Annotated in this window: 16 protein-coding genes; 3 read left to right on the plus strand and 13 right to left on the minus strand. The window is 61.5% G+C overall.

Going from position 1 to position 20,965, the window contains the following annotated elements; translation table 11 throughout:
- Window positions 1–6: 6 nt before the first annotated feature.
- The 3 genes from pstA to pstS all read right to left on the minus strand — a co-directional run bounded on the left by pstA (window position 7) and on the right by pstS (window position 3,037).
- On the minus strand, window positions 7–897 hold the full coding sequence (gene pstA, locus CTATCC11996_RS21130) for a phosphate ABC transporter permease PstA (RefSeq protein ID WP_003080254.1): 891 nt from the start codon (window positions 895–897) through the stop codon (window positions 7–9).
- Window positions 894–1,832, minus strand: coding sequence for a phosphate ABC transporter permease PstC (pstC, locus tag CTATCC11996_RS21135; RefSeq protein WP_034349891.1), 939 nt, complete (start codon window positions 1,830–1,832; stop codon window positions 894–896). Before pstC ends, pstA begins: the two co-directional genes overlap by 4 nt.
- 173 nt (window positions 1,833–2,005) lie before the next feature.
- Window positions 2,006–3,037 carry a phosphate ABC transporter substrate-binding protein PstS gene (gene pstS / locus CTATCC11996_RS21140; RefSeq protein ID WP_003080259.1) on the minus strand — a complete coding sequence of 344 codons (1,032 nt, stop codon included), beginning with the start codon at window positions 3,035–3,037 and terminating at the stop codon, window positions 2,006–2,008.
- A 440-nt stretch (window positions 3,038–3,477) separates the two neighbouring features.
- Here pstS and CTATCC11996_RS21145 point away from each other — a divergent pair, with 440 nt between their 5' ends.
- Entirely contained in the window at window positions 3,478–4,959 is a 1,482-nt protein-coding gene (locus CTATCC11996_RS21145) for a Ppx/GppA phosphatase family protein (protein WP_003080261.1), read from the plus strand.
- Window positions 4,960–5,139: 180 nt separating this feature from the next.
- On the opposite strand, the gene ppk1 is transcribed toward CTATCC11996_RS21145, so the two are convergent.
- The 5 genes from ppk1 to CTATCC11996_RS21170 all read right to left on the minus strand — a co-directional run bounded on the left by ppk1 (window position 5,140) and on the right by CTATCC11996_RS21170 (window position 12,800).
- Entirely contained in the window at window positions 5,140–7,206 is a 2,067-nt protein-coding gene (gene ppk1, locus CTATCC11996_RS21150; RefSeq protein ID WP_003080264.1) for a polyphosphate kinase 1, read from the minus strand.
- A 471-nt stretch (window positions 7,207–7,677) separates the two neighbouring features.
- Window positions 7,678–9,012 (minus strand): phosphoglucosamine mutase, encoded by a 1,335-nt coding sequence (gene glmM / locus CTATCC11996_RS21155; protein ID WP_003080266.1) that lies wholly within the window; start codon window positions 9,010–9,012, stop codon window positions 7,678–7,680.
- Between the two features lie 36 nt (window positions 9,013–9,048).
- Window positions 9,049–9,897 (minus strand): dihydropteroate synthase, encoded by an 849-nt coding sequence (gene folP, locus CTATCC11996_RS21160; protein ID WP_003080270.1) that lies wholly within the window; start codon window positions 9,895–9,897, stop codon window positions 9,049–9,051.
- Window positions 9,898–9,968: 71 nt separating this feature from the next.
- Window positions 9,969–11,891: an ATP-dependent zinc metalloprotease FtsH gene (gene ftsH / locus CTATCC11996_RS21165; protein ID WP_003053443.1), complete on the minus strand. Its 1,923-nt coding sequence runs from the start codon at window positions 11,889–11,891 to the stop codon at window positions 9,969–9,971.
- A gap of 246 nt (window positions 11,892–12,137) precedes the next feature.
- Window positions 12,138–12,800: an RlmE family RNA methyltransferase gene (locus tag CTATCC11996_RS21170; RefSeq protein WP_003080273.1), complete on the minus strand. Its 663-nt coding sequence runs from the start codon at window positions 12,798–12,800 to the stop codon at window positions 12,138–12,140.
- A 32-nt stretch (window positions 12,801–12,832) separates the two neighbouring features.
- Between CTATCC11996_RS21170 and CTATCC11996_RS21175 the strand changes: the two genes are divergently transcribed.
- Both CTATCC11996_RS21175 and CTATCC11996_RS21180 read left to right on the plus strand, forming a co-directional pair.
- The gene (locus CTATCC11996_RS21175) at window positions 12,833–13,303 is read left to right on the plus strand and encodes a YhbY family RNA-binding protein (protein WP_003067342.1); all 471 of its coding nucleotides are present in this window, start codon (window positions 12,833–12,835) and stop codon (window positions 13,301–13,303) included.
- Window positions 13,304–13,365: 62 nt separating this feature from the next.
- Window positions 13,366–14,124 carry a glycosyl transferase gene (locus CTATCC11996_RS21180; RefSeq protein ID WP_003080276.1) on the plus strand — a complete coding sequence of 253 codons (759 nt, stop codon included), beginning with the start codon at window positions 13,366–13,368 and terminating at the stop codon, window positions 14,122–14,124.
- Window positions 14,125–14,208: 84 nt separating this feature from the next.
- Here the strand turns inward: CTATCC11996_RS21180 and CTATCC11996_RS21185 are convergent, their stop codons facing one another.
- The 5 genes from CTATCC11996_RS21185 to carA form a co-directional block, all read right to left on the minus strand.
- The gene (locus CTATCC11996_RS21185; RefSeq protein ID WP_003080279.1) at window positions 14,209–15,093 is read right to left on the minus strand and encodes a Kdo hydroxylase KdoO; all 885 of its coding nucleotides are present in this window, start codon (window positions 15,091–15,093) and stop codon (window positions 14,209–14,211) included.
- 46 nt (window positions 15,094–15,139) lie between these two features.
- Window positions 15,140–15,559, minus strand: a complete 420-nt coding sequence (locus CTATCC11996_RS21190) for a DUF4149 domain-containing protein (RefSeq protein WP_003080281.1) — start codon at window positions 15,557–15,559, stop codon at window positions 15,140–15,142.
- A gap of 121 nt (window positions 15,560–15,680) precedes the next feature.
- Window positions 15,681–16,157, minus strand: a complete 477-nt coding sequence (gene greA, locus CTATCC11996_RS21195) for a transcription elongation factor GreA (RefSeq protein ID WP_003053437.1) — start codon at window positions 16,155–16,157, stop codon at window positions 15,681–15,683.
- A 220-nt stretch (window positions 16,158–16,377) separates the two neighbouring features.
- Window positions 16,378–19,629, minus strand: a complete 3,252-nt coding sequence (gene carB, locus CTATCC11996_RS21200; protein ID WP_003080284.1) for a carbamoyl-phosphate synthase large subunit — start codon at window positions 19,627–19,629, stop codon at window positions 16,378–16,380.
- Window positions 19,622–20,794, minus strand: coding sequence for a glutamine-hydrolyzing carbamoyl-phosphate synthase small subunit (carA, locus tag CTATCC11996_RS21205; RefSeq protein ID WP_034349897.1), 1,173 nt, complete (start codon window positions 20,792–20,794; stop codon window positions 19,622–19,624). The genes carB and carA overlap by 8 nt, the downstream gene beginning before the upstream one ends.
- Window positions 20,795–20,965 lie beyond the last annotated feature (171 nt).

Consider the following 20,965-nt stretch of genomic DNA (forward strand, 5'->3'; position numbering starts at 1 on the left):
TTCGAATTATTTCTGGCGGGTGATGAAACGCGCCAGGATATTCAGACCCAGCACAGCCACAGTGATGAGGAAGACACCGGCCCAGGCCAGTTGCTGCCAGTTCTCATACGGGCTCATGGCAAATTTGAAGATGGTGACCGGCAGGCTGGCCATGGGCTTGCTCATGTCGGCATTCCAGAACTGGTTGTTCAGCGCCGTGAACAGCAGCGGAGCAGTCTCGCCGGCAATACGGGCCACGGCCAGCAGCACACCGGTGATCACGCCGGCGCGGGCTGCGCGCAAGGTCACCATGATGATGACCTTCCACTTGGGCGTACCCAGCGCATAAGCCGCTTCACGCAGGCTGGCGGGAACCAGCACCAGCATGTTTTCCGTGGTGCGGATGACCACGGGAATCACGATCAGCGCCAGCGCGATCACGCCGGCCATGCCGGAGAAACTCTTGAAGCGCACCACCACCACGGTATAGACAAACAGACCGATGACGATGGAGGGGGCCGACAGCAAAATGTCGTTGACGAAACGCGTGATGGAAGCCAACCAGCCTTTTTTGTCGTACTCGGCCAGATAGACCCCGGCCATCACGCCGATAGGCGTGCCCACGAAAGTGGCCAGCGCCACCATCATCAGCGAGCCCCAGATGGCATTGGCAATACCGCCCTCCTCGTTGGGGGGAGGCGTCATCTGCGAGAACAGGGCGAAGTTCAGACCGCCCAGGCCCTGGCGGATGGTTTCCCAGAGAATCCAGACCAGCCAGAACACGCCAAACAGCATGGCGGCCATGGACAGGGTCAGCGCGACCTGATTCAGGTGCTTGCGCTTGTTGTACTTGGCCTGACGCACCGCAGCCAGATCGGCTGCGTCGAGCATTTTGGAGGAGGTGGAAGTCGGGCTCATGAGCGAGCTCCTTCGTTCTTCTGCAGACGGTTGAGCAGCAGCTTGGAGCAGGCCAGCACCACAAAGGTGATGAAGAACAGCACCAGACCCAGATAGATCAGCGACGCCTGATGCAGACCCTCGCCCGCTTCGGCAAACTCATTGGCCAGCGCCGAGGTGATGCTGTTCGCAGCCTCGAACACGGACAGGGAATTGAGCTGGTTCATGTTGCCGATCACAAAGGTCACGGCCATGGTCTCGCCCAGTGCGCGGCCCAGGCCCAGCATGACGCCGCCCAGCACGCCGGTCTTGGTATAGGGCAGCACTACTTTCCAGACCACTTCCCAGGTCGTGGAGCCCAGACCGTAGGCCGACTCCTTGAGCAGCGCCGGCGTGACTTCGAACACATCGCGCATCACGGAGGCGATGAAGGGGATGATCATGATGGCCAGAATGATGCCGGCCGACAAAATACCGATGCCCACGGGAGGGCCGGAGACAAAAGCGCCCAGATAGGGCACACCGGTCAGCAGGTTCTGCAGAGGCTGCTGCACATAGGTGGCCAGCACGGGGCCGAACACCATCAGGCCCCACATGCCGTAAACGATGGAGGGAACTGCGGCCAGCAACTCGATGGCCGTGCCCAGCGGGCGCTTGAGCCAGGCGGGCGAGAGTTCCGTCAGAAACAGGGCAATGCCGAAGCTCACGGGCACTGCAATGATGAGCGCGATGGCCGAAGTGGCCAGCGTGCCGTAAATCATGACCAGACCGCCGTATTGATCCTGCACGGGGTCCCAGACACTGCTGGTCAGAAAGCCCAGACCATATTCGGAGATGGCGGGCCAGGCACCGATGATCAGCGAAACCATGATGGCCAGCAGCAGCACCAGCGTCAAAATCGCTGCGCTGCGTGCCAGGCCACCAAACAAACGATCCGCCATACGTCCCGAGATCATCGGAGCACGTGGCGGAGAGGGAGAGCGTCGCTTGGCGGCATCGGTGGGGGCTGCAGCCAGCGAACTGGAGGGCGACGTAGTGGACACGTGAGCGCCTTTATTCGCAAAGGGTTGAAACAAGCAGCGAACATACCGTCCGGCACGGCAGCCCGCTGCTCACTGATGACACGAAGTTACTTGGAAACAACCTTGCCCGAAGCGTCCTTGATGTCGTTCCAGGACTTGAAGATCACGTTCTTGACAGCGTCGGGCATGGGCACATAGTCCAGGTCGGCGGCAGTCTTGTCACCTTGCTTGTAAGCCCAGTCGAAGAACTTCAGCGAGGTGGCAGCCTGAGCAGGCTTTTCCTGAGTCTTGTGCATCAGGATGAAGGTTGCCGAGGTGATGGGCCAGGCGTTCTTGCCGGGCTGGTTGGTCAGGATCTGGTAGAAGCTCTTGGCCCAGTCAGCGCCGGCAGCAGCTGCCTTGAAGGTCTCGTCGTCAGGAGAGACAAAAGCGCCTTCCTTGTTCTGCAGCTGTGTGTAGGTCAGCTTGTTCTGCTTCACATAGGCGTACTCGACATAGCCGATGGAGTTGGGCAGGCGACCCACAAAGGCGGCAACGCCTTCGTTACCCTTACCGCCGGCACCGGTGGGCCAGTTCACGGCCTTGCCCTCGCCCACTTTTTCCTTCCACTCGGCATTGACCTTGGAGAGGTAGTTGGTGAAGCCGAAGGTGGTGCCGGAGCCGTCAGCGCGGCGCACGGGAGCGATCGCGGCGTCAGGCAGCGCAACACCGGGGTTCAGAGCCGTGATGGCGGGGTCATTCCACTTGGAGATCTTGCCCAGGTAGATATCGCCCAGCACCTGGCCCGACAGCTTCAGCTGGCCGGGAGCCACGCCCTTGATGTTGACCACGGGAACAATGCCGCCGATCACGGTGGGGAACTGAACCAGGCCCTTCTTGGCCAGTTCGTCATCCTTCAGGGGTTCATCGGAAGCACCAAAGTCCACGGTCTTGGCTTCGATCTGCTTGACGCCGGCGCTGGAGCCCACGGACTGATAGTTAATCTTGACGCCGGTGGCCTTGTGATAGTCGGCAGCCCACTTGGAATACAGAGGAGCCGGGAAGCTCGCACCGGCACCTGTGGCTTCCTGGCTGGCGTTGGCAATACCCGCTGCAGACAGAGCACCAGCCACCAGAACGTGAATCAAGGACAACTTCATGAAACGACCTCTTAGGGTTGAAAGATTCGATGGAGTGAACTTTAAAAACCTTTTATGACAAGGTCGTGACATGGAAATTTCAAGGCGCAACCGAGTGAAAGACCTCCAAAGCAGTCATGCGAGTGTCATATTTCATTCGCAAACTGCTGAGCCTTGAGCCGCAGGCTCGGCCTGGGTAACAGCTTGTCGCAACGCTGGAGTCTGATCGCCGGCAATGTATGACATAGTCTGTCACACAGCGTGTCCGCACTCTGGCAGCCCCATCGGGCTAATACCTGCAAATACCTGACTTGGCAGAGGTTGAACCCAGCGCCCCTCAAGCTCGATGACGGCCCGTATTGCATATTCCACTGCCCAGTGCATGTATCGCCAGTTCCATCACGCTCATGCTCTGCCCGTGCCCCAACCCGCATAACAACAACGCATTGATTGGCTCAGAAATGGCTCCTGAATCGCTGCTTGCCGCCGTAGACCTTGGCTCCAATAGTTTTCGCCTGGAAATAGGCCGCATCGGCTCGCATCAACGCATCGAGCGTGTGGAATATCTCAAGGAAACCGTGCGCCAGGGCAACGGCCTGAACTCGCGCCAGGAACTCTCGCGCGAAGCCATGGAGCGCGGCTGGGAATGCCTGGCTCGCTTTGGCGAGCGCCTCAGAGGCTTTGATGCCTCGCATGTGCGCGCCGTCGCCACCCAGACCCTGCGTGAGGCCCTGAATGCCGACGAGTTCGTGACGCGTGGCAGCCAGTTGCTGGGCTTTCCCATCGAAGTCATCCCCGGCGAGGAAGAAGCCCGGCTCATCTATCGCGGCGTGGCCAGCTCGCTGCCGCCCAGCCAGCAAAAGCGCCTGGTCATCGACATTGGCGGGCGCTCCACCGAAATCATCATCGGCCAGCACAGCCAGCCTATGCAAGTGGCGTCGTATGCGCTGGGCAGCGTCTCCTGGAGCAGCCGCTTCTTCAGCGATGGCGCATTGAACAAGGCCAACTTCCAGGCCGCCGTTGCCGCTGCCAAGCAATGCCTGGCCCAGGCCCAGTTCGCCTACCCGGGCACGGCCTGGGACTGCGCCTATGCCTCCTCGGGAACGGCCAATGCCGTGGCCGATGCCCTGACGGCACAGGGCCTGGGCGGACAGGTGATCACGCCCGCCAAGCTGCGCCACCTCTACGAGATGCTGCTGGACATTGGCCATGTGGACCGCCTGCGCATGCCGGGCCTCAAGGAAGATCGCCGCCCCGTGGTCGCAGGCGGCATCAGCGTGATGATGGCCGTGGTCGATCTGCTGGGCATTACCGAGCTGGAAGTCGCCCAGGGCGCACTGCGCCAGGGAGCCTTGCACGACCTGCTCGACCATGAGCCCCCTGCCGACAAGGAAGCGGCGGAAGTCGGCGCCCTGCAGCTGGACTTCGGCGTGGACGCACCTCATGCCCAGCGCGTGCAGCGCATCGCCTGCGAGCTGTACCGGCAAATCCTGCCCGGAGAAACCGCTGCGCAGAGCACCCAGGCCCTGGCCATTGCGGCGCAGCTGCACGAGGTGGGCATGCGCGTGGCACTGAGCAACTACCATCGCCACGGCGCCTATATCGTCGAGCATTGCGGTCTGGCCACCTGGCAGCCCGAGCTGCGCCAGCGCATCTGCCAGCTGGTGCTCGGTCACCAGGGCAAGCTGCGCAAGCTGGAAGATGCGATAGAGGAGCCGCAACTGGCCCTGCCGCTGATGGCACTGCGCATTGCCGTGCAGTTGAGCCATACCCGCCGCGACCCTGACATGCAGGGCATACAGATCAAGCGCTCAGGCTCGGAATGCAAGCTCTCCACTCCTTCTGGCTGGATGCTGACCTACCCGCAGTCCGCCCGCCTGCTCGAAGAGGAAGCCATGGCCTGGAGCAAGACGCCCTGGAGCCTGAAGCTGCAGCTGCGCTGATATCACCAGTCAGGCCGCTGCGGCCTGCAAAAGGCAAAGGGACTGCGAGGCAGTCCCTTTTTTATTCTGCAGAACCCTTCAAAAAGATAGCTGCAAGCGCCTGCGAAACAATGATTTCAATACTAAAGATATCTGAAAACATTGCATATCAGGCGCAAGATGCTCCTCTTTTCAGAGTATTCAAACGCTCTTTCCGCCGTAGCGCACCATCAGGGCCTGCTGGGCGCCCTTGCCCTCCAGCGGACGCGCGGGCTTTTGGTAAATGCCCGAGGCGTCCAGCGTCCAGGCATCGCGGTCGTCGCCCAGATAGGCCACCAGGCACTCGTCGATAACGCGCTGGCGCAGCTTCTTGTCCAGCACCGGCCAGGCCAGCTCCACGCGGCTGAGCATATTGCGATTCATCCAGTCGGCACTGGACAGCAGCAGCTCTTCTTCCTGGCCCCAGGCAAAGTAGAAGACGCGCGAATGCTCCAGAAAACGGCCGATGATGGAGCGCACGCGGATATTGTCCGTCACGCCCGGGCGCTGTGCCGGCAGCATGCAGGAGCCGCGCACGATGAGATCGATCTGCGCACCCTTGCGGCCTGCCTCGACCAGGGCGCGAATCAGGGGCTCATCGGTCAGCGCATTCATCTTGAGCACCATGCGTGCCTTCTCGCCCCGCGCCGCTGCGGCGGCCACCAGGTCGATCAGCTCCAGCATGCGGTTTTGCAGATGGAACGGCGCCATGACCAGCTTTTGCAGCTTGGGCATGGTGTTATGGCTGGACAGGTGGCGGAACACCGCATCCATATCGGCCGTGATCTCGTCATCGCAGGTCAGCTGGCTGATGTCGGTGTACAGACGCGCGCTGCGGGCGTTGTAGTTGCCCGTGGACAGATGGGCATAGCGCTTGAGCTGGTTGTTGCGCTTTTCACGGCGCGTGATGAGCAGCATCTTGGCATGGGTCTTGAGACCGACCACGCCATACACCACCTGCACGCCCAGCGATTCCAGCTTTTCCGCCCAGTTGATATTGGCCTCTTCGTCAAAGCGTGCCTTGAGCTCCAGCACGGCCAGCACCTCCTTGCCGCGGCTCACGGCCTCGGCCAGCAGGCTCATGATCTCGGAGTCGGTGCCAGTGCGGTAGATGGTCTGCTTGATGGCCAGCACCTGCGGATCGTTCACGGCCTCGCGCAGCAGCTCCAGCACGCCATCGAAACTCTCGAAGGGCTGGTGGATGATGATGTCGCTCTTGCGCATCTGCGCCAGGATGGAGCGGCCGGGCACGAGCTGCGTGGGCCAGGCCGGCTTCCACTTGGGAAACAGCAGGGCCGGGTCGTCGACCAGATCGATCAGCTGCATCTGGCGCACCAGATTCACCGGCCCCTTGACGCGGAACAGCGCCTCGGCCGGCAAGCCGTATTGCTCGAGCAACAGGTCAGAGAGCACCACGGAGCATGAGGAAGACACTTCCAGACGCACCGCCTGGCCGTAATGGCGGTGGTGCAGGCCCTGGCGCAGGGCCATGCGCAGGTCCACCACATCGTCCTCGTCCACGGCCAGATCGGAGTGACGGGTGACACGGAACTGCGAGAACTCCGACACTTCGCGCCCCGGGAACAGCTCGGCCAGATGGGCACGCACCACGCTGGAGATGCTGACAAACAGCTTTTGCTTGCCCGAGATCTTCTCGGGCAGGCGGATCAGGCGCGGCAAGGCACGCGGCACCTTGACGATGGCCACCTCATTGGCCCTCCCGAAAGCATCCACGCCATTGAGGCGCACGATGAAATTCAGGGCCTTGTTGGCGACCTGCGGAAAGGGATGCGACGGATCCAGCCCCACCGGCATCAGCAGGGGTTGGACCTCGCGCATAAAGTACTCGCGCACCCATTTGCGCTGCGCCACGCTGCGCTCGCCGTGAGAGACCAGGCGAATCGCATGCTTGTCGAACGCGGGAATGATGGACTGGTTATAGAGCTGGTACTGCTTGGCCACCAGGCCGTGGGCCGTGGTCATCAGTCGCTCGAAGCTGGCGCGCGAGTACGGGCCCTGTTCATCGCCCACCTTGGCGGCCGAGACATGAGGGGCGCAGCGCACCTCGAACCACTCGTCGAGATTGGAAGACACGATGCACAGATAGCGCAAGCGCTCGAGCAGCGGCACATCCTCGCGCTCGGCCCAGTTCAGCACGCGCTCATTGAAGACCAGAATGCTTTGATCGCGGTCCAGCAGCTCCAGAGTCGGCTCGATCACAGGCGGCATGGCTACCTCGTTCTTGGACGCCGCTCGGCGTCGGCGCGGCGCTTTGGCAGGGGCGGAAGAAACCGGTGTCGCAGCGTCAGAAACGGCACCGGGCACACCATGGTGCCCGGCAGCTCCGGCTTGCGCAACTGCAGCCGGCTCGCTCGCGCAGTTGACGACCGCCGTCGCGGCGGGAGGCACAAGCGAGATATGCGCCAGACCCAGAGATGCAGGTCCCGCCTCATGCGCCTGACTGCCGGTCTGCGAGGTCACTGGGGAAACTGCAGCCGGATCCTGCCCTGAAGATGAAGTGATGGAAGTGGGGAAAAAAGAGTCGGGACCAGATACGGATTGGGACATGTGGCAGCAGCCTGCGAAAGCTTGAAGCGCCCCTGAGGGCATGTCCGCAGTCTGCCCATGGTTTATGACAATTAGATGACCAAAAGATGACTGTCATTGTTGTTCATGACAGTCATCAGGGTTTGCACAACTTCAGCTGGCCCTGACCACCTCGGCCAGACGCTCGGCACAGTTGCTGGCCATATCCGCACTCCTGGCCTCGACCATGACGCGCACCAGAGGCTCGGTGCCGCTGGGACGGATCAGCACGCGGCCGTCGCTGCCCAGCAGTTTCTCGACAGCCGCCTGCTCGCCGGGCAGCTTGGCGTTATTTTTCCAGTCCTGACCAGGCTTCAAGCGAACATTGATCATGACCTGGGGGAACAGCTTCACGGACTCCAGCCACTGGGCAATGGTCTTTTTCGAGCGCACACAGGCCTGCAGCACCTGCAGTGCGCTGACCAGGCCGTCACCGGTCGTATGCTTGTCCAGCGCCAGCAGGTGGCCCGAGCTTTCGCCGCCCAGCTGCCAGCCCTTGGCATTGAGCGCTTCCAGCACATAGCGGTCTCCCACCTTGGCACGGACAAAACCCACGCCCTGCTCCTTGAGCGCCTGCTCCACCGCCATATTGGTCATCAGGGTTCCCGCCACACCGCTGACTACGTCGCCGCGCGCCAGACGATCGGCCGCCATGAGATAGAGCAGCTCGTCGCCGTTGTAGAGACGGCCTTGCGCATCGACCAGCTGCAGGCGGTCGGCATCGCCGTCCAGCGCCACGCCATAGTCGGCATTGTTGGCTCGCACGGCCCTCACCAGCGCTTCGGGATGGGTCGCGCCAACTCCCTCGTTGATGTTCAGGCCGTCCGGAGAGCAGCCGATTTCCACCACGCTGGCGCCCAGCTCGTGAAAGACCTTGGGAGCAATCTGATAGGCCGCGCCATGGGCCGCATCCACGACGACCTTCAGGCCGCGCAACGACAGGCTGTGATCGAAAGTGCTCTTGCAGAACTCGATATAACGGCCGGCGGCATCGGCCAGGCGTCGCGCCTTGCCCAAAGAGGCCGAATCCACCCAGACGGGGTCTTCCTTGAGAGCGGCTTCCACATCCTCTTCCCAGGAATCAGGCAGCTTGGTGCCCTCAGCACTGAAGAACTTGATGCCGTTGTCGTAGAACGGGTTGTGGCTGGCACTGATCACCACCCCCAGGCTGGCACGCTGGGCACGCGTCAGATAGGCCACGCCCGGTGTCGGCAAAGGGCCAAGCAGCATGACATCGACACCGGCAGAGTTGAAGCCCGACTCGAGCGCGCTCTCCAGCATGTAGCCGGAGATGCGGGTGTCCTTGCCGATCAGCACCAGAGGGCGCTCTTGCGTGCGGCGCAACACGCGACCCACGGCATGCGCCAGACGCAGGGCAAAGTCAGGCGTGATGGGCGACTTGCCCACTGTGCCGCGAATCCCGTCGGTGCCGAAATACTGTCGTGCCATATTCTCGTTGTCCTTTTTAGATTCAATACCCTGTCATCAGGCCTGCGGCGCTTGCGCATCATGCATGGCCTGCCAGACTGCCAGCGCAGCCACCGTATCCTTCACATCGTGGACACGCACAATTTTGGCCCCACGCTCGACCGCCAGCAATGCCGCCGCGACGCTGGGCACCATGCGCTGGTCCACAGGCAGGCCGGTCACCTGCCCCAGGGAGCCCTTGCGCGACCAGCCCGCCAGCAGGGGGAAGTCTAGGCCCAGCAACTCACGCTGATGTGCAAGCAAGGCAAAATTTTGTACCACGCTCTTGCCGAAACCAATACCGTAATCCCAGGCAATGCGGGTGCGAGCAACGCCTGCGTCGAGCAAAGGCTGCGTCACCTGCAGCAGAAAGTCCCGAACCTGGGCCACGGCATTGCCCTGCATATGCTCCAGGTGCATGTCTTGCGGGGTCTTGTGCATATGCATCAGGCACACGCCACAGCTGGCGTGCCTGCTCACCACCTCGAAGGCACCGGGCTGGCGCAGCGCCCAGATGTCGTTGATGATGTCGGCCCCCAGATCCAGAGACGCGGCCATGACTTCGGGCTTGTAGGTATCGATGGAGATGGGCACGTTGAGCTTGACGGCTTCGCGCAGCACGGGCAGAACGCGAGCCAGCTCGTCTTCAAGGCTCACAGCGGGTGAGCCCGGCCTGGTGGACTCGCCACCTATATCCAGAATATGCGCCCCCTGCTCCAGCAGCAGCTCCGCATGGGCCATGGCCTGGGATACACCGGCATGCCTGCCTCCGTCCGAAAAGGAATCCGGGGTCACATTCACAATGCCCATGACCTGAGGCTTGTCGAGCTGCAAGAGAAAACGCGAGGTTTGCCACTGTTGCGACATAAATCTTCCGATATCTGAGAGTGCAAAAACAAAAGGCCCCTGAGGGACCTTTTGTGTATGAGGCTTGGCGCTCAAGCCGTAGTCGGCGAGGGCTCGGCATTCGATGCGGGATTGCCTCCCGAGGAATTGCCACCATCCGATGAAGGTGGGTTGCGAGGCGTCCAGTCCTTGGGAGGACGAGGCTCCTTGCCGGCCATGATGTCGTTGAGCTGCTCGGAGTCGATCGTCTCCCAGTCCAGCATGGCCTTGGCCATGGCGTGCATCTTGTCGCTGTTGTCTTCGATCAGCTTGCGCGCCAGCGCATATTGCTCGTCGATGATGCGACGCACTTCGTCGTCCACCTTCTGCATGGTGGATTCGGACAGATTGGAGCCTCGGCTGAAGGTACGGCCCAGGAAAGGCTCGCCTTCCTGCTCGGAGTAGACCATGGTGCCCAGCGCATCGCTCATGCCGTAGCGCGTCACCATGTCACGGGCGATCTGGGTCGCACGCTCGAAGTCGTTCGATGCACCAGTCGTCATCTGGTTCATGAACACTTCTTCGGCGATGCGTCCGCCAAACAGCATGGCGATCTGGTTGAGCATGTACTCCTTGTCGTAGGAGTAGCGGTCCTTCTCGGGCAGGCTCATGGTCACGCCCAGCGCACGACCGCGCGGGATGATGGTGACCTTGTGCACGGGATCGCACTTGGGCAGCAGCTTGCCGATAAGGGCGTGGCCCGCCTCATGGTAGGCCGTATTGCGGCGCTCTTCCTCGGGCATGACCATGGACTTGCGCTCGGGGCCCATGATGATCTTGTCCTTGGCCTTCTCGAAGTCCTGCATCTCCACGGTGCGAGCATTGCGGCGTGCCGCCATCAGAGCCGCTTCGTTGCAGAGATTGGCCAGGTCGGCACCCGACATGCCGGGCGTGCCGCGCGCGATGATGGCGGGGTTCACGTCCTGGCCCACGGGAATCTTGCGCATGTGCACGTTCAGGATCTGCTCGCGGCCACGGATATCGGGCAGCGTCACATAGACCTGACGGTCGAAGCGGCCGGGGCGCAGCAACGCTGCGTCGAGAATGTCGGGACGGTTGGTTGCCGCCACCACGATCACGCCGAGGTTGGTCTCGAAACCGTCCATCTCGACCAGCATCTGGTTCAGCGTCTGCTCGCGCTCGTCGTTGCCGCCGCCCATGCCGGCGCCGCGCTGGCGACCGACCGCGTCGATTTCGTCGATGAAGATGATGCAGGGTGCATTCTTCTTGGCGTTCTCGAACATGTCGCGCACACGGGCCGCGCCCACGCCGACGAACATTTCAACGAAGTCGGAACCCGAGATCGAGAAGAAAGGCACCTTGGCTTCGCCCGCGATGGACTTGGCCAGCAGCGTCTTGCCGGTGCCGGGAGGGCCGACCAGCAGCAGACCACGGGGAATACGGCCGCCGAGCTTCTGGAACTTGTTGGGGTCCTTGAGAAAGTCCACGACTTCCTTGACCTCTTCCTTGGCTTCATCGGCACCAGCCACGTCGGCAAAGGTGACGGTGTTGCTGTTCTCGTCGAGCATGCGCGCCTTGGACTTGCCGAAGCTGAAGGCGCCGCCCTTGCCGCCGCCCTGCATCTGACGCATGAAGTACACCCATACGCCGATCAGCAGCAGCATGGGGCCCCAGCTCACGAGCAGCGTCATGAGCAGCGAGCCTTCTTCACGTGGCTTGACGTCGAACTTGACGTTGTTGTTGATCAGGTCGCCCACCAGACCACGATCCAGGTAGGTGGCTGTAGTGCGGATCTTGCGATCATCGGTGGTGGTGGCTACGACCTCGGTACCGCCGGCACCTTCCTGAATGGTGGCGCTCTTGATACGGTTGTTGCGCACCTGCTCCAGGAATTCCGAGTAGCCAACATGAGAGGCACCGCCAGCACCTCGGGTGTCAAACTGTTTGAACACCGTAAACAGCACCATGGCGATGACCAGCCAGACGGCGACTTTTGAAAACCACTGATTGTTCAAGCGGGGCTCCAATGGAATATTCAGACGTAAAGGCCCGGAGGGGACTCCAGACCTAGTTGAGGTTCATTTTAGGTGTTTCAAGCGACCAGGACGCCTATTTCCCCCTATAGCGGCCATAGGCAAGCTATGGTCCGACAGGCAAACGGCTCTAAGCCTGTGTTTTATCAGGGCTTTGCGCTATCAGTTTCACTGGTTTGCTGCAGCAAGGCATGAGATCAAATGCCCCTATGCAAGCCGGCAACTGAGTCAGGAGCCCTGCTTCAGCCCCATCCCCACCAGGAAAATCTCGGAAGACCGGTCGCGCGAGGCCTTGGGCTTGATGGGCTTGACCACCTTGAAGGTCTGCTTGAACAGATCCACCAGCTCGTTATAGCCGCTGCCGTGGAACAACTTGACCACCAGCGCGCCCTCGGGCTTCATGTTATTGATCGCAAAATCGACGGCCATCTCGATCAGCACCGCAACCCGCGCGCCGTCAGTGGCGCCATGGCCCGACAGATTGGGCGCCATATCAGAGACCACCACATCGGCCTTGCCGCCGCCCATGGCTTCTTCCAGCTGCGCCAGCACCGCCTCTTCACGAAAGTCGCCCTGGATGTAATGCACGCCCTCGATGGGCTCCATGGGCAGCAGATCCAGCGAGATGATGCGGCCGTTGAGCTCGCCCACAGCCGCACCGCTGGGAGAGAGACGACGGCGCACATACTGACTCCAGGCGCCGGGCGCACAACCCAGGTCCACCACGGTGTGGCCGGGCTGAATCAGCTTGAGCGACTCGTCAATTTCCTTGAGCTTGTAGGCCGCGCGGGCACGATAGCCATCCTTTTGGGCGGCTTTCACATACGGGTCATTGATGTGATCGTGCAGCCAATTCTTATTGACCTTCTTGCTTTTGGTTTTCGTTTTCATGCCTGAATTCTCGCAGCCTTGATAATACGGGTATGCCCCAAATTGAATTAACTCCCGCGCAGCGCCGGGAACACCGCGCCGAAGCCCACCATCTGGACCCCGTCGTCCTCATCGGTGGCGATGGTCTGACCACTGCCGTTCAAAAGGAAGTGGACGCCGCACTCAATGCCCATGGTCTGATCAAGGTCCGCGTTTTCGGCGACGACCGTGCAGCCCGCGAGCAGATCTATCAACAACTTTGCGACGAGCTGAACGCCGCCCCCATCCAGCACATCGGCAAGCTGCTGGTGCTGTGGCGCCCGATTCCCGAAAAGGAAAAGGCCTTTGACGAAGACCGCATGCCCGGTCCTCGCGACGTCAAGGTGCTCAAGTTCGGCCGCGCCGGCCAGAAGCCCGAAGTCAAGCAGCTGCGCGTGCTCGGCAACCAGCGCCTGACCGCCGGCGGCACCATCAAGCGCGCCAAGCCCAAGCAGAAGTCGGTCAAGAAAGGCCGTCAGGACTGATCTGCCGATCCGCCCTGTCTGCCCGCCCACCCGCCTTTTTTCTTCGCCTAGACCACCAAGCCATGGCTCAGACCACACAGCAGCAACGCCACATTCTTTGCATGAAATGGGGCACCAAATACGGCCCGGAGTACGTCAACCGACTCTACGCCATGGTGCGCCGCCATCTCAGCGGAGATTTTCGCTTTGTCTGCCTGACCGACAGCACAGAGGGGATTCGCTCCGAAGTGGAGTGCTTTCCCATTCCCGACCTGAACATTCATCTGGCTCCCGGCCAGCGTGACGGCGCCTGGAAGAAGCTCACCACCTTCGAGCGCGACCTGCACGGCCTCAAGGGTCAGGCGCTGTTCCTGGACCTGGATGTGGTGATTGTGGGCAGCCTCGACGAGTTCTTCACGCTGCCCGGCGACTTCCGCATCATTCACGACTATCCGCGTTTCTGGCGCTTTGGCGAACGCATTGTCGGCAACTCCTCGGTCTACCGCTTCGAGCTGGGTGCCCATGCCGATGTGCTGGAGCATTTCCGTGCGCACACCGAAGAGATGCGTGCCAAGTACCGCAACGAGCAGGAGTACCTGTCGCACTTTCTGCACAAGCAGGGCAAGCTGGACTACTGGCCTGCCGCCTGGTGCCCCAGCTTCAAGTACTACTGCATTCCGACCTGGCCCAGCAACTACTGGAAGGAGCCGCTGCCGCCCGCCGATGCGCGCATCGTGATCTTCCACGGCGAAGTGAACCCGCCCGATGCCCTGGAAGGGCGCCGCAACAAGCGCTTTCGCCATATCGAGCCCGCCAGGTGGATCGAGAAGGCCTGGGGCTGAGAGACGACTGCAGTTGCAGCCTCAAAAACAAAAGGCGTTGACCGCGAGGTTCAACGCCTTTTTTGTGCTCGCCTGACCGATGGATCAGCGATATTTGGCATCGACCAGCGGATGCCCCTTCATGCGCGAGAGAATGGACAGCGGGCTGGCCGCAGGGTTGTATTCACTGCCTGACGGCAGAAACAAGGTCTGCTCCAGCATGTACTGCCCCGACATGACGGCATGCACTGCCTGATCGGAGAAGCACACCCAGGTGGAACCTGCCGCGAAAGGCACGGTTTCCTGGGGTGCATTTTGCTGATAGTCAGGATCGCCCTTCATGCCGTCATGCAGCTGAAGCATCAGATGGTCGTATTCGCTGCGATAGGACTTGGTCACATGCAGCAGCTCCAGCGCCTTGGCCTGCCAGGCGCTGTAGGGCTTGGCACGCGGCACAAAACGCTTGGCCACATCGGTGAACGGCTCGCCCACCCGCCAGACCCGGGGCTGGCCATCCGGGTTGACATTGGTGAAGACGCGCAGAATGCGCTCGCCATAGTTGGGCCGCGAAGGAAAGGCATCCACATGCATGCGCTTGTCGTCCGCACGCCAGGACTGCGCCCGCGTTTCCACCTGCGAGGGGCGGTAACTGGTAGGTGCCATGCGTACCACCGGCATGTAGGCAGGAAACAGGCCCGCGATCAGCGCCGTGGCCTGCTCGCGAAAGCGCCCGACCATGGCCGCCACCTGCGCCTGCGTGGACTCGTCGCCCGCCACGCCCTTGATCGAGCCATCCACATTGAGGCTGATATTGCGCGTCTTGGGATCGCGCACATCGGGGCGCAGCAGCGTTTTTTCCTGCTCGGAGAGCTCAAAGCTCAGCTGGGGAAAGTACAGCACCTTGCCGGCTTCGACGGCAGCAGTCCATTCATCGCGCCCCTGGACATTGCTCCAGTCGGTCGCGTCGATTTTTACGATTTGAGATTCCATGGCTTCGGCAGTGTACTCCCGGCAACTGGGGCGGGCTTGCACTGGATCAAGCCGGCTTGCGAGCACCCGCCACACGCCACAGCACGACGGCGGCGCACAGCCACTGCAGCGCATACATGCCGGTGCCCACGCTGTGCCAGAGTCTGAGGTTCTCGCGCGCTACGATCTTGGGCGACACGCCATACTGCACCAGCAGGGCCAGCAACATGCCGGTGATCACAAAACCGATAGCTGCCTGCGCCCATTGCTCAAGCTTTTCAGCATGTTTTCGCTTTGAAAACACCAGCAGCAGAGCGCAACATGCTATGGAAATCCAAGTCTGCGCCGCAAACAGCTTGGCTGCCATAAAGCCCGCCAGAGCCGGCGTGGGCAGATGGGCAAACAGCATGGGTACGGCCACAAAGCCGATGGTCGACAAACTGCCCCACCAAAGAGCAGCGCAAAAGAAAGGCAGGCGTTCAAACATAGTGACCAGTCTGTAAACCGGCACAGCCCAAGCAAAGGACATCAAGCAAGGGCCGCCCCGCAGCGAGGATGTCGTCCCCTCCCGAAGAGAGAGGGGAAGGCGCGCAGCGCCTCAGGGGTGATTAGATGTACTTTACGCCTACGATCTCGTAGCGACGCTCGCCGCCCGGTGCCTGCACCACGGCGGTATCGCCCTCTTCCTTGCCGATCAAGGCGCGGGCAATCGGGCTGGACACGTTGATCAGGCCGTGCTTGAGATCAGCCTCGTCCTCGCCCACGATCTGGTAGGTCACGGCCGAGCCGCTGTCTTCATCTTCCAGGTCCACGGTCGCACCGAACACCACACGGCCGCCAGCATCCAGCTCGGTAGGATCGATCACCTGCGCGGCAGACAGCTTGCCTTCGACCTCGATGATGCGACCCTCGATGAAGCCCTGCTGCTCCTTCGCGGATTCGTATTCGGCGTTTTCGCTCAGGTCACCCTGGGCACGGGCCTCTGCAATGGCTTGAATGACCGCAGGACGATCCACCGTCTTCAGGCGTTGCAGTTCCACCTTGAGCTTTTCTGCTCCGCGCTTGGTGATTGGGATGGTGGCCATGATCGAGTCTCCAAATTCAGCAAACGCCGCGCCCAGCGCGGCACCTCTCGCACAGGCCTGAGTGACAACGTCAAACAGGGGCCTGTGCCCCAAAAGCAAACCGCCGCACGTTGCCGCGCGGCGGTTCAAATACATTACCGCAGATTATGCCGTGTTTGCCGCGGCACAAGTGCGGTAAAAACCCGGCAGCCCTTGCGGGCTGCATCGGGCGTCAGCCTTTTCAGGCCTTGGTCAGCATGGCGTGCAGCTCTTGCACCGAGTGCACGTCCAGGCTGCCGCGCATGGCCTTCATGCCTTCCACGGCCGCTTCCGCGCCGAAGATGGTGGTGAAGGTGGTCACGCGTGCCAGCAGCGCGCTGGTACGGATCTGGCGCGAGTCGGCGATGGCGTTGCGGCGCTCTTCCACGGTGTTGATGACCAGGGCGATTTCGCCGTTCTTGATCATGTCCACGATGTGAGGACGGCCTTCAGTCACCTTGTTGACCGCTTGCACTTCCAGGCCAGCTTCAGCAATCGCTGCAGCCGTGCCGCGTGTGGCGCACAGGTGGTAGCCCATGGCAACCAGCTCCTTGGCCACGGCCACGGCACGGGTCTTGTCGTTGTTCTTCACCGACAGGAAGACCTTGCCTTCGGCGGGCAGGTGCACGCCGGCGCCCATCTGGCTCTTCACAAAGGCTTCGCCAAAGGTCTTGCCCACGCCCATGACTTCACCGGTGGACTTCATCTCGGGGCCGAGAATGGTGTCCACACCGGGGAATTTCACGAACGGGAACACGGCTTCCTTGACGCTGAAGTAAGGCGGCGTGACTTCCTTGGTGACGCCCTGCTCGGCCAGAGTCTGGCCGGCCATGCAGCGTGCCGCCACCTTGGCCAGTTGCACGCCGGTGGCCTTGGAGACGAAAGGCACGGTGCGCGAGGCGCGGGGGTTCACTTCCAGCACGTAGATCACGTCCTGGCCGTCTGCTTCCTTGATGGCGAACTGCACGTTCATCAGGCCCACCACATGCAGGCCTTCGGCCATGGCTGCGGTCTGGCGCTTGATTTCAGCGACGGTTTCGGCCTTCAGGTAGTAAGGAGGCAGCGAGCAGGCGGAGTCACCGGAGTGCACGCCGGCTTGCTCGATGTGCTCCATCACGCCGCCGATGTACACGGCGCCGGTCTTGTCGCGCACGCAGTCCACATCGCACTCGATGGCGTTGGACAGGAAGTGATCCAGCAGCACGGGAGAGTCGTTGGAGACCTTCACGGCTTCGCGCATGTAGCGCTCGAGGTCGCGCTGCTCGTGCACGATTTCCATGGCACGGCCGCCCAGCACATAGGAAGGACGCACCACCAGGGGGTAACCCAGGCCGGCAGCCTTTTCCAGGGCTTCGGCTTCGGTACGCGCAGTGGCATTGGGAGGCTGGCGCAGACCCAGTTCGTTGAGCAGCTTCTGGAAGCGCTCGCGGTCCTCGGCGGCATCGATCATGTCGGGCGTGGTGCCGATGATCTTCACGCCTTCGCGCTCCAGGCCCAGAGCCAGCTTCAGAGGCGTCTGGCCGCCGTACTGCACGATCACGCCTTCGGGCTGCTCCACGTCCACGATTTCCAGCACGTCTTCCAGCGTCAGGGGCTCGAAGTACAGGCGATCGGAAGTGTCGTAGTCGGTGGACACGGTCTCGGGGTTGCAGTTGACCATGATGGTTTCGTAACCATCTTCGCGCATGGCCATGGCGGCGTGCACGCAGCAATAGTCAAACTCGATACCCTGGCCGATACGGTTCGGGCCACCGCCCAGCACCATGATCTTCTTCTTGTCCGTGGGAGCGGCTTCGCACTCTTCGTCATACGTGGAGTACATGTATGCGGTATTGGAAGCGAACTCGGCAGCGCAGGTATCCACGCGCTTGAACACGGGACGCACCTTCAGCGCCTTGCGCGCTTCGCGCACGGCCTTGTCGCTGGTGTGCAGCAGCTTGGCCAGGCGGCGGTCCGAGAAGCCCTTTTGCTTGAGGCTGCGCAGGGTCTGCGCATCCAGAGCCGCCAGAGCGCCTTCACCCTTGGCTTCGTAGAGCTTGTCCAGCTCGAGTTCGATCTTGACGATCTCTTCGATCTGCACCAGGAACCACTTGTCGATCTTGGTGATGTTGTGCACCTCGTCCAGCGACCAGCCGGCAGCGAAAGCGTCACCCACATACCAGATGCGATCGGGACCGGGCTCGCCCAGTTCCTTTTCCAGGATTTCGCGATCCTGGGTCTTTTCGTTCATGCCGTCCACGCCCACTTCCAGGCCGCGCAAGGCCTTCTGGAAGGACTCCTGGAAGGTACGGCCGATGGCCATCACTTCGCCCACGGACTTCATCTGCGTGGTCAGGCGGTTGTCGGCGGCGGGGAACTTCTCGAAAGCGAAACGCGGGATCTTGGTGACCACGTAGTCGATCGAGGGCTCGAACGAAGCGGGGGTCTTGCCACCGGTGATTTCGTTCTTGAGCTCGTCCAGCGTGAAACCCACGGCCAGCTTGGCCGCGATCTTGGCAATGGGGAAGCCCGTGGCCTTGGAAGCCAGTGCCGAGGAACGCGAGACGCGGGGGTTCATCTCGATGACGATCATGCGACCGTCCTTGGGATTCACCGAGAACTGCACGTTGGAGCCGCCAGTGTCCACACCGATTTCGCGCAGAACGGCCAGAGATGCGTTACGCATGATCTGGTATTCCTTGTCGGTCAGTGTCTGGGCCGGTGCCACGGTGATGGAGTCACCGGTGTGCACGCCCATGGGGTCCAGGTTTTCGATGGAGCAGACGATGATGCAGTTGTCAGCAGTGTCGCGCACCACTTCCATCTCGTACTCTTTCCAGCCCAGCAGGGATTCTTCGATCAGCAGCTCGTTGGTGGGCGAAGCCTCCAGACCGCGCTTGCAGATGGTTTCGAATTCCTCGGGGTTGTAGGCAATGCCGCCGCCGGTGCCGCCCAGCGTGAAGCTGGGGCGGATGACGGTGGGAAAGCCCATCTGCTTTTGCACGGCCCAGGCTTCGTCCATGGAGTGGGCGATGCCGGAACGCGCGGAGCCCAGACCGATCTTGGTCATGGCGTCCTTGAACTTCAGACGGTCTTCGGCCTTGTCAATGGCTTCGGGCTTGGCGCCGATCAGCTCGACCTTGTACTTGTCCAGCACGCCGTTCTTCCACAGATCCAGTGCGCAGTTCAGCGCAGTCTGGCCACCCATGGTGGGCAGGATCGCATCGGGACGCTCCTTGGCGATGATCTTCTCGACCGTCTGCCAGGTGATGGGTTCGATGTAGGTGACGTCGGCAGTGGCCGGGTCGGTCATGATCGTGGCAGGGTTGCTGTTGATCAGGATGACCTTGTAACCCTCTTCGCGCAGGGCCTTGCAGGCCTGCACGCCAGAGTAGTCAAACTCGCAGGCCTGACCGATCACGATGGGACCGGCGCCAATGATCAGAATGCTTTTAAGGTCGTTGCGCTTAGGCATTGTTGTGTTTCTCCATCAGCGCTGTGAAGCGGTCAAACAGATAGCCGATATCGTTGGGGCCGGGCGATGCTTCGGGGTGACCCTGGAAGCAGAAGGCAGGCACATCGGTGCGCTCCAGGCCTTGCAACGTGCCGTCGAACAGGCTGATGTGCGTGGCGCGGGCATTGGCGGGCAGCGACTCCAGCTCCACCGCAAAACCGTGGTTCTGGCTGGTGATGCTGACGCGGCCGGTGTCCAGGTCCTTGACGGGGTGGTTGGCACCATGATGGCTGTTCTGCATCTTGAAGGTCTTGGCGCCGGAGGCCAGAGCCATGATCTGATGGCCCAGGCAGATACCGAACACCGGCATCCTGGCGGCCATGATCTCCTGCACGGCGGCAATCGCGTAGTCGCAAGGCTCGGGGTCGCCAGGGCCGTTGGACAGGAACACGCCGTCCGGATTCAGAGCCAGCACATCCTTGGCTGGTGTCTGGGCAGGCACGACGGTCACGTCGCAGCCGCGCTCGGCCAGCATGCGCAGAATGTTCTTCTTCACGCCGAAGTCATAGGCCACGACCTTGAACCTGGGCGATTCGAGCTTGCCGTAGCCTTCGCCCAGCGACCACTCGGTCTCGGTCCATGGGTAGGACTTGTCGGTGGACACGACCTTGGCCAGATCCAGACCCTTCATGCTGGGGGCTGCCTTGGCGGCGGCGATGGCCTCGTCGATCCTGGCCTGGGTGACTTCTTCACCAGCGGCCAGACCCACGATTGCGCCGTTCTGCGCGCCTTGATCACGCAGCAGTCGCGTGAGCTTGCGGGTGTCGATGTTGGCGATGGCGACGGTCTTACCTTCGATCAGGTACTCGGACAGCGTCTGGGTGCTTCGGAAGTTGCTGGCCAGCAAAGGCAGGTTCTTGATGATGAGACCTGCGGCATGGATCTTGTCAGCTTCGACGTCTTCAGGATTGACACCGTAGTTGCCGATGTGCGGATACGTGAGCGTCACGATCTGCTGGCAATAGCTGGGGTCTGTGAGGATTTCCTGGTAGCCGGTCAGCGAAGTGTTGAAAACGACTTCGCCAACAGTGGTGCCTTGCGCACCAATCGAGTTGCCAATAAAGACCGTGCCGTCTGCGAGCGCCAGAATGGCGGATGGGAAATTTCCCTTGAGAGACAAAAGCACTGGGTTCTCCGGTTTTTTAATTACGGTTACGCCCAACGAAGCCCCGGCGTGTGCGCTGGGACATTTGTGTCTGCAGGGAATGGCGAGGAAGCGTCGCTAGGCGTATGAAGGAATGCTTGAAAGCCGCCCATTATAGGCTCTGTCCGCTTCACCCCTTTGAAGCGCCCCGGG

This window comes from Comamonas testosteroni ATCC 11996, assembly GCF_000241525.1.
Classification (GTDB): Bacteria; Pseudomonadota; Gammaproteobacteria; order Burkholderiales; family Burkholderiaceae_C; genus Comamonas; species Comamonas testosteroni.

Bases quoted from the DNA above. Each gene is read 5' to 3' on its own strand.
- pstA (WP_003080254.1), bottom strand. From the start codon at position 897: ATGAGCCCGACTTCCACCTCCTCCAAAATGCTCGACGCAGCCGATCTG.
- pstC (WP_034349891.1), bottom strand. From the start codon at position 1,832: ATGATCTCGGGACGTATGGCGGATCGTTTGTTTGGTGGCCTGGCACGC.
- pstS (WP_003080259.1), bottom strand. From the start codon at position 3,037: ATGAAGTTGTCCTTGATTCACGTTCTGGTGGCTGGTGCTCTGTCTGCA.
- CTATCC11996_RS21145 (WP_003080261.1), top strand. From the start codon at position 3,478: ATGGCTCCTGAATCGCTGCTTGCCGCCGTAGACCTTGGCTCCAATAGT.
- ppk1 (WP_003080264.1), bottom strand. From the start codon at position 7,206: ATGCCGCCTGTGATCGAGCCGACTCTGGAGCTGCTGGACCGCGATCAA.
- glmM (WP_003080266.1), bottom strand. From the start codon at position 9,012: ATGGCACGACAGTATTTCGGCACCGACGGGATTCGCGGCACAGTGGGC.
- folP (WP_003080270.1), bottom strand. From the start codon at position 9,897: ATGTCGCAACAGTGGCAAACCTCGCGTTTTCTCTTGCAGCTCGACAAG.
- CTATCC11996_RS21170 (WP_003080273.1), bottom strand. From the start codon at position 12,800: ATGAAAACGAAAACCAAAAGCAAGAAGGTCAATAAGAATTGGCTGCAC.
- CTATCC11996_RS21175 (WP_003067342.1), top strand. From the start codon at position 12,833: ATGCCCCAAATTGAATTAACTCCCGCGCAGCGCCGGGAACACCGCGCC.
- CTATCC11996_RS21180 (WP_003080276.1), top strand. From the start codon at position 13,366: ATGGCTCAGACCACACAGCAGCAACGCCACATTCTTTGCATGAAATGG.
- CTATCC11996_RS21185 (WP_003080279.1), bottom strand. From the start codon at position 15,093: ATGGAATCTCAAATCGTAAAAATCGACGCGACCGACTGGAGCAATGTC.
- CTATCC11996_RS21190 (WP_003080281.1), bottom strand. From the start codon at position 15,559: ATGTTTGAACGCCTGCCTTTCTTTTGCGCTGCTCTTTGGTGGGGCAGT.
- greA (WP_003053437.1), bottom strand. From the start codon at position 16,157: ATGGCCACCATCCCAATCACCAAGCGCGGAGCAGAAAAGCTCAAGGTG.
- carB (WP_003080284.1), bottom strand. From the start codon at position 19,629: ATGCCTAAGCGCAACGACCTTAAAAGCATTCTGATCATTGGCGCCGGT.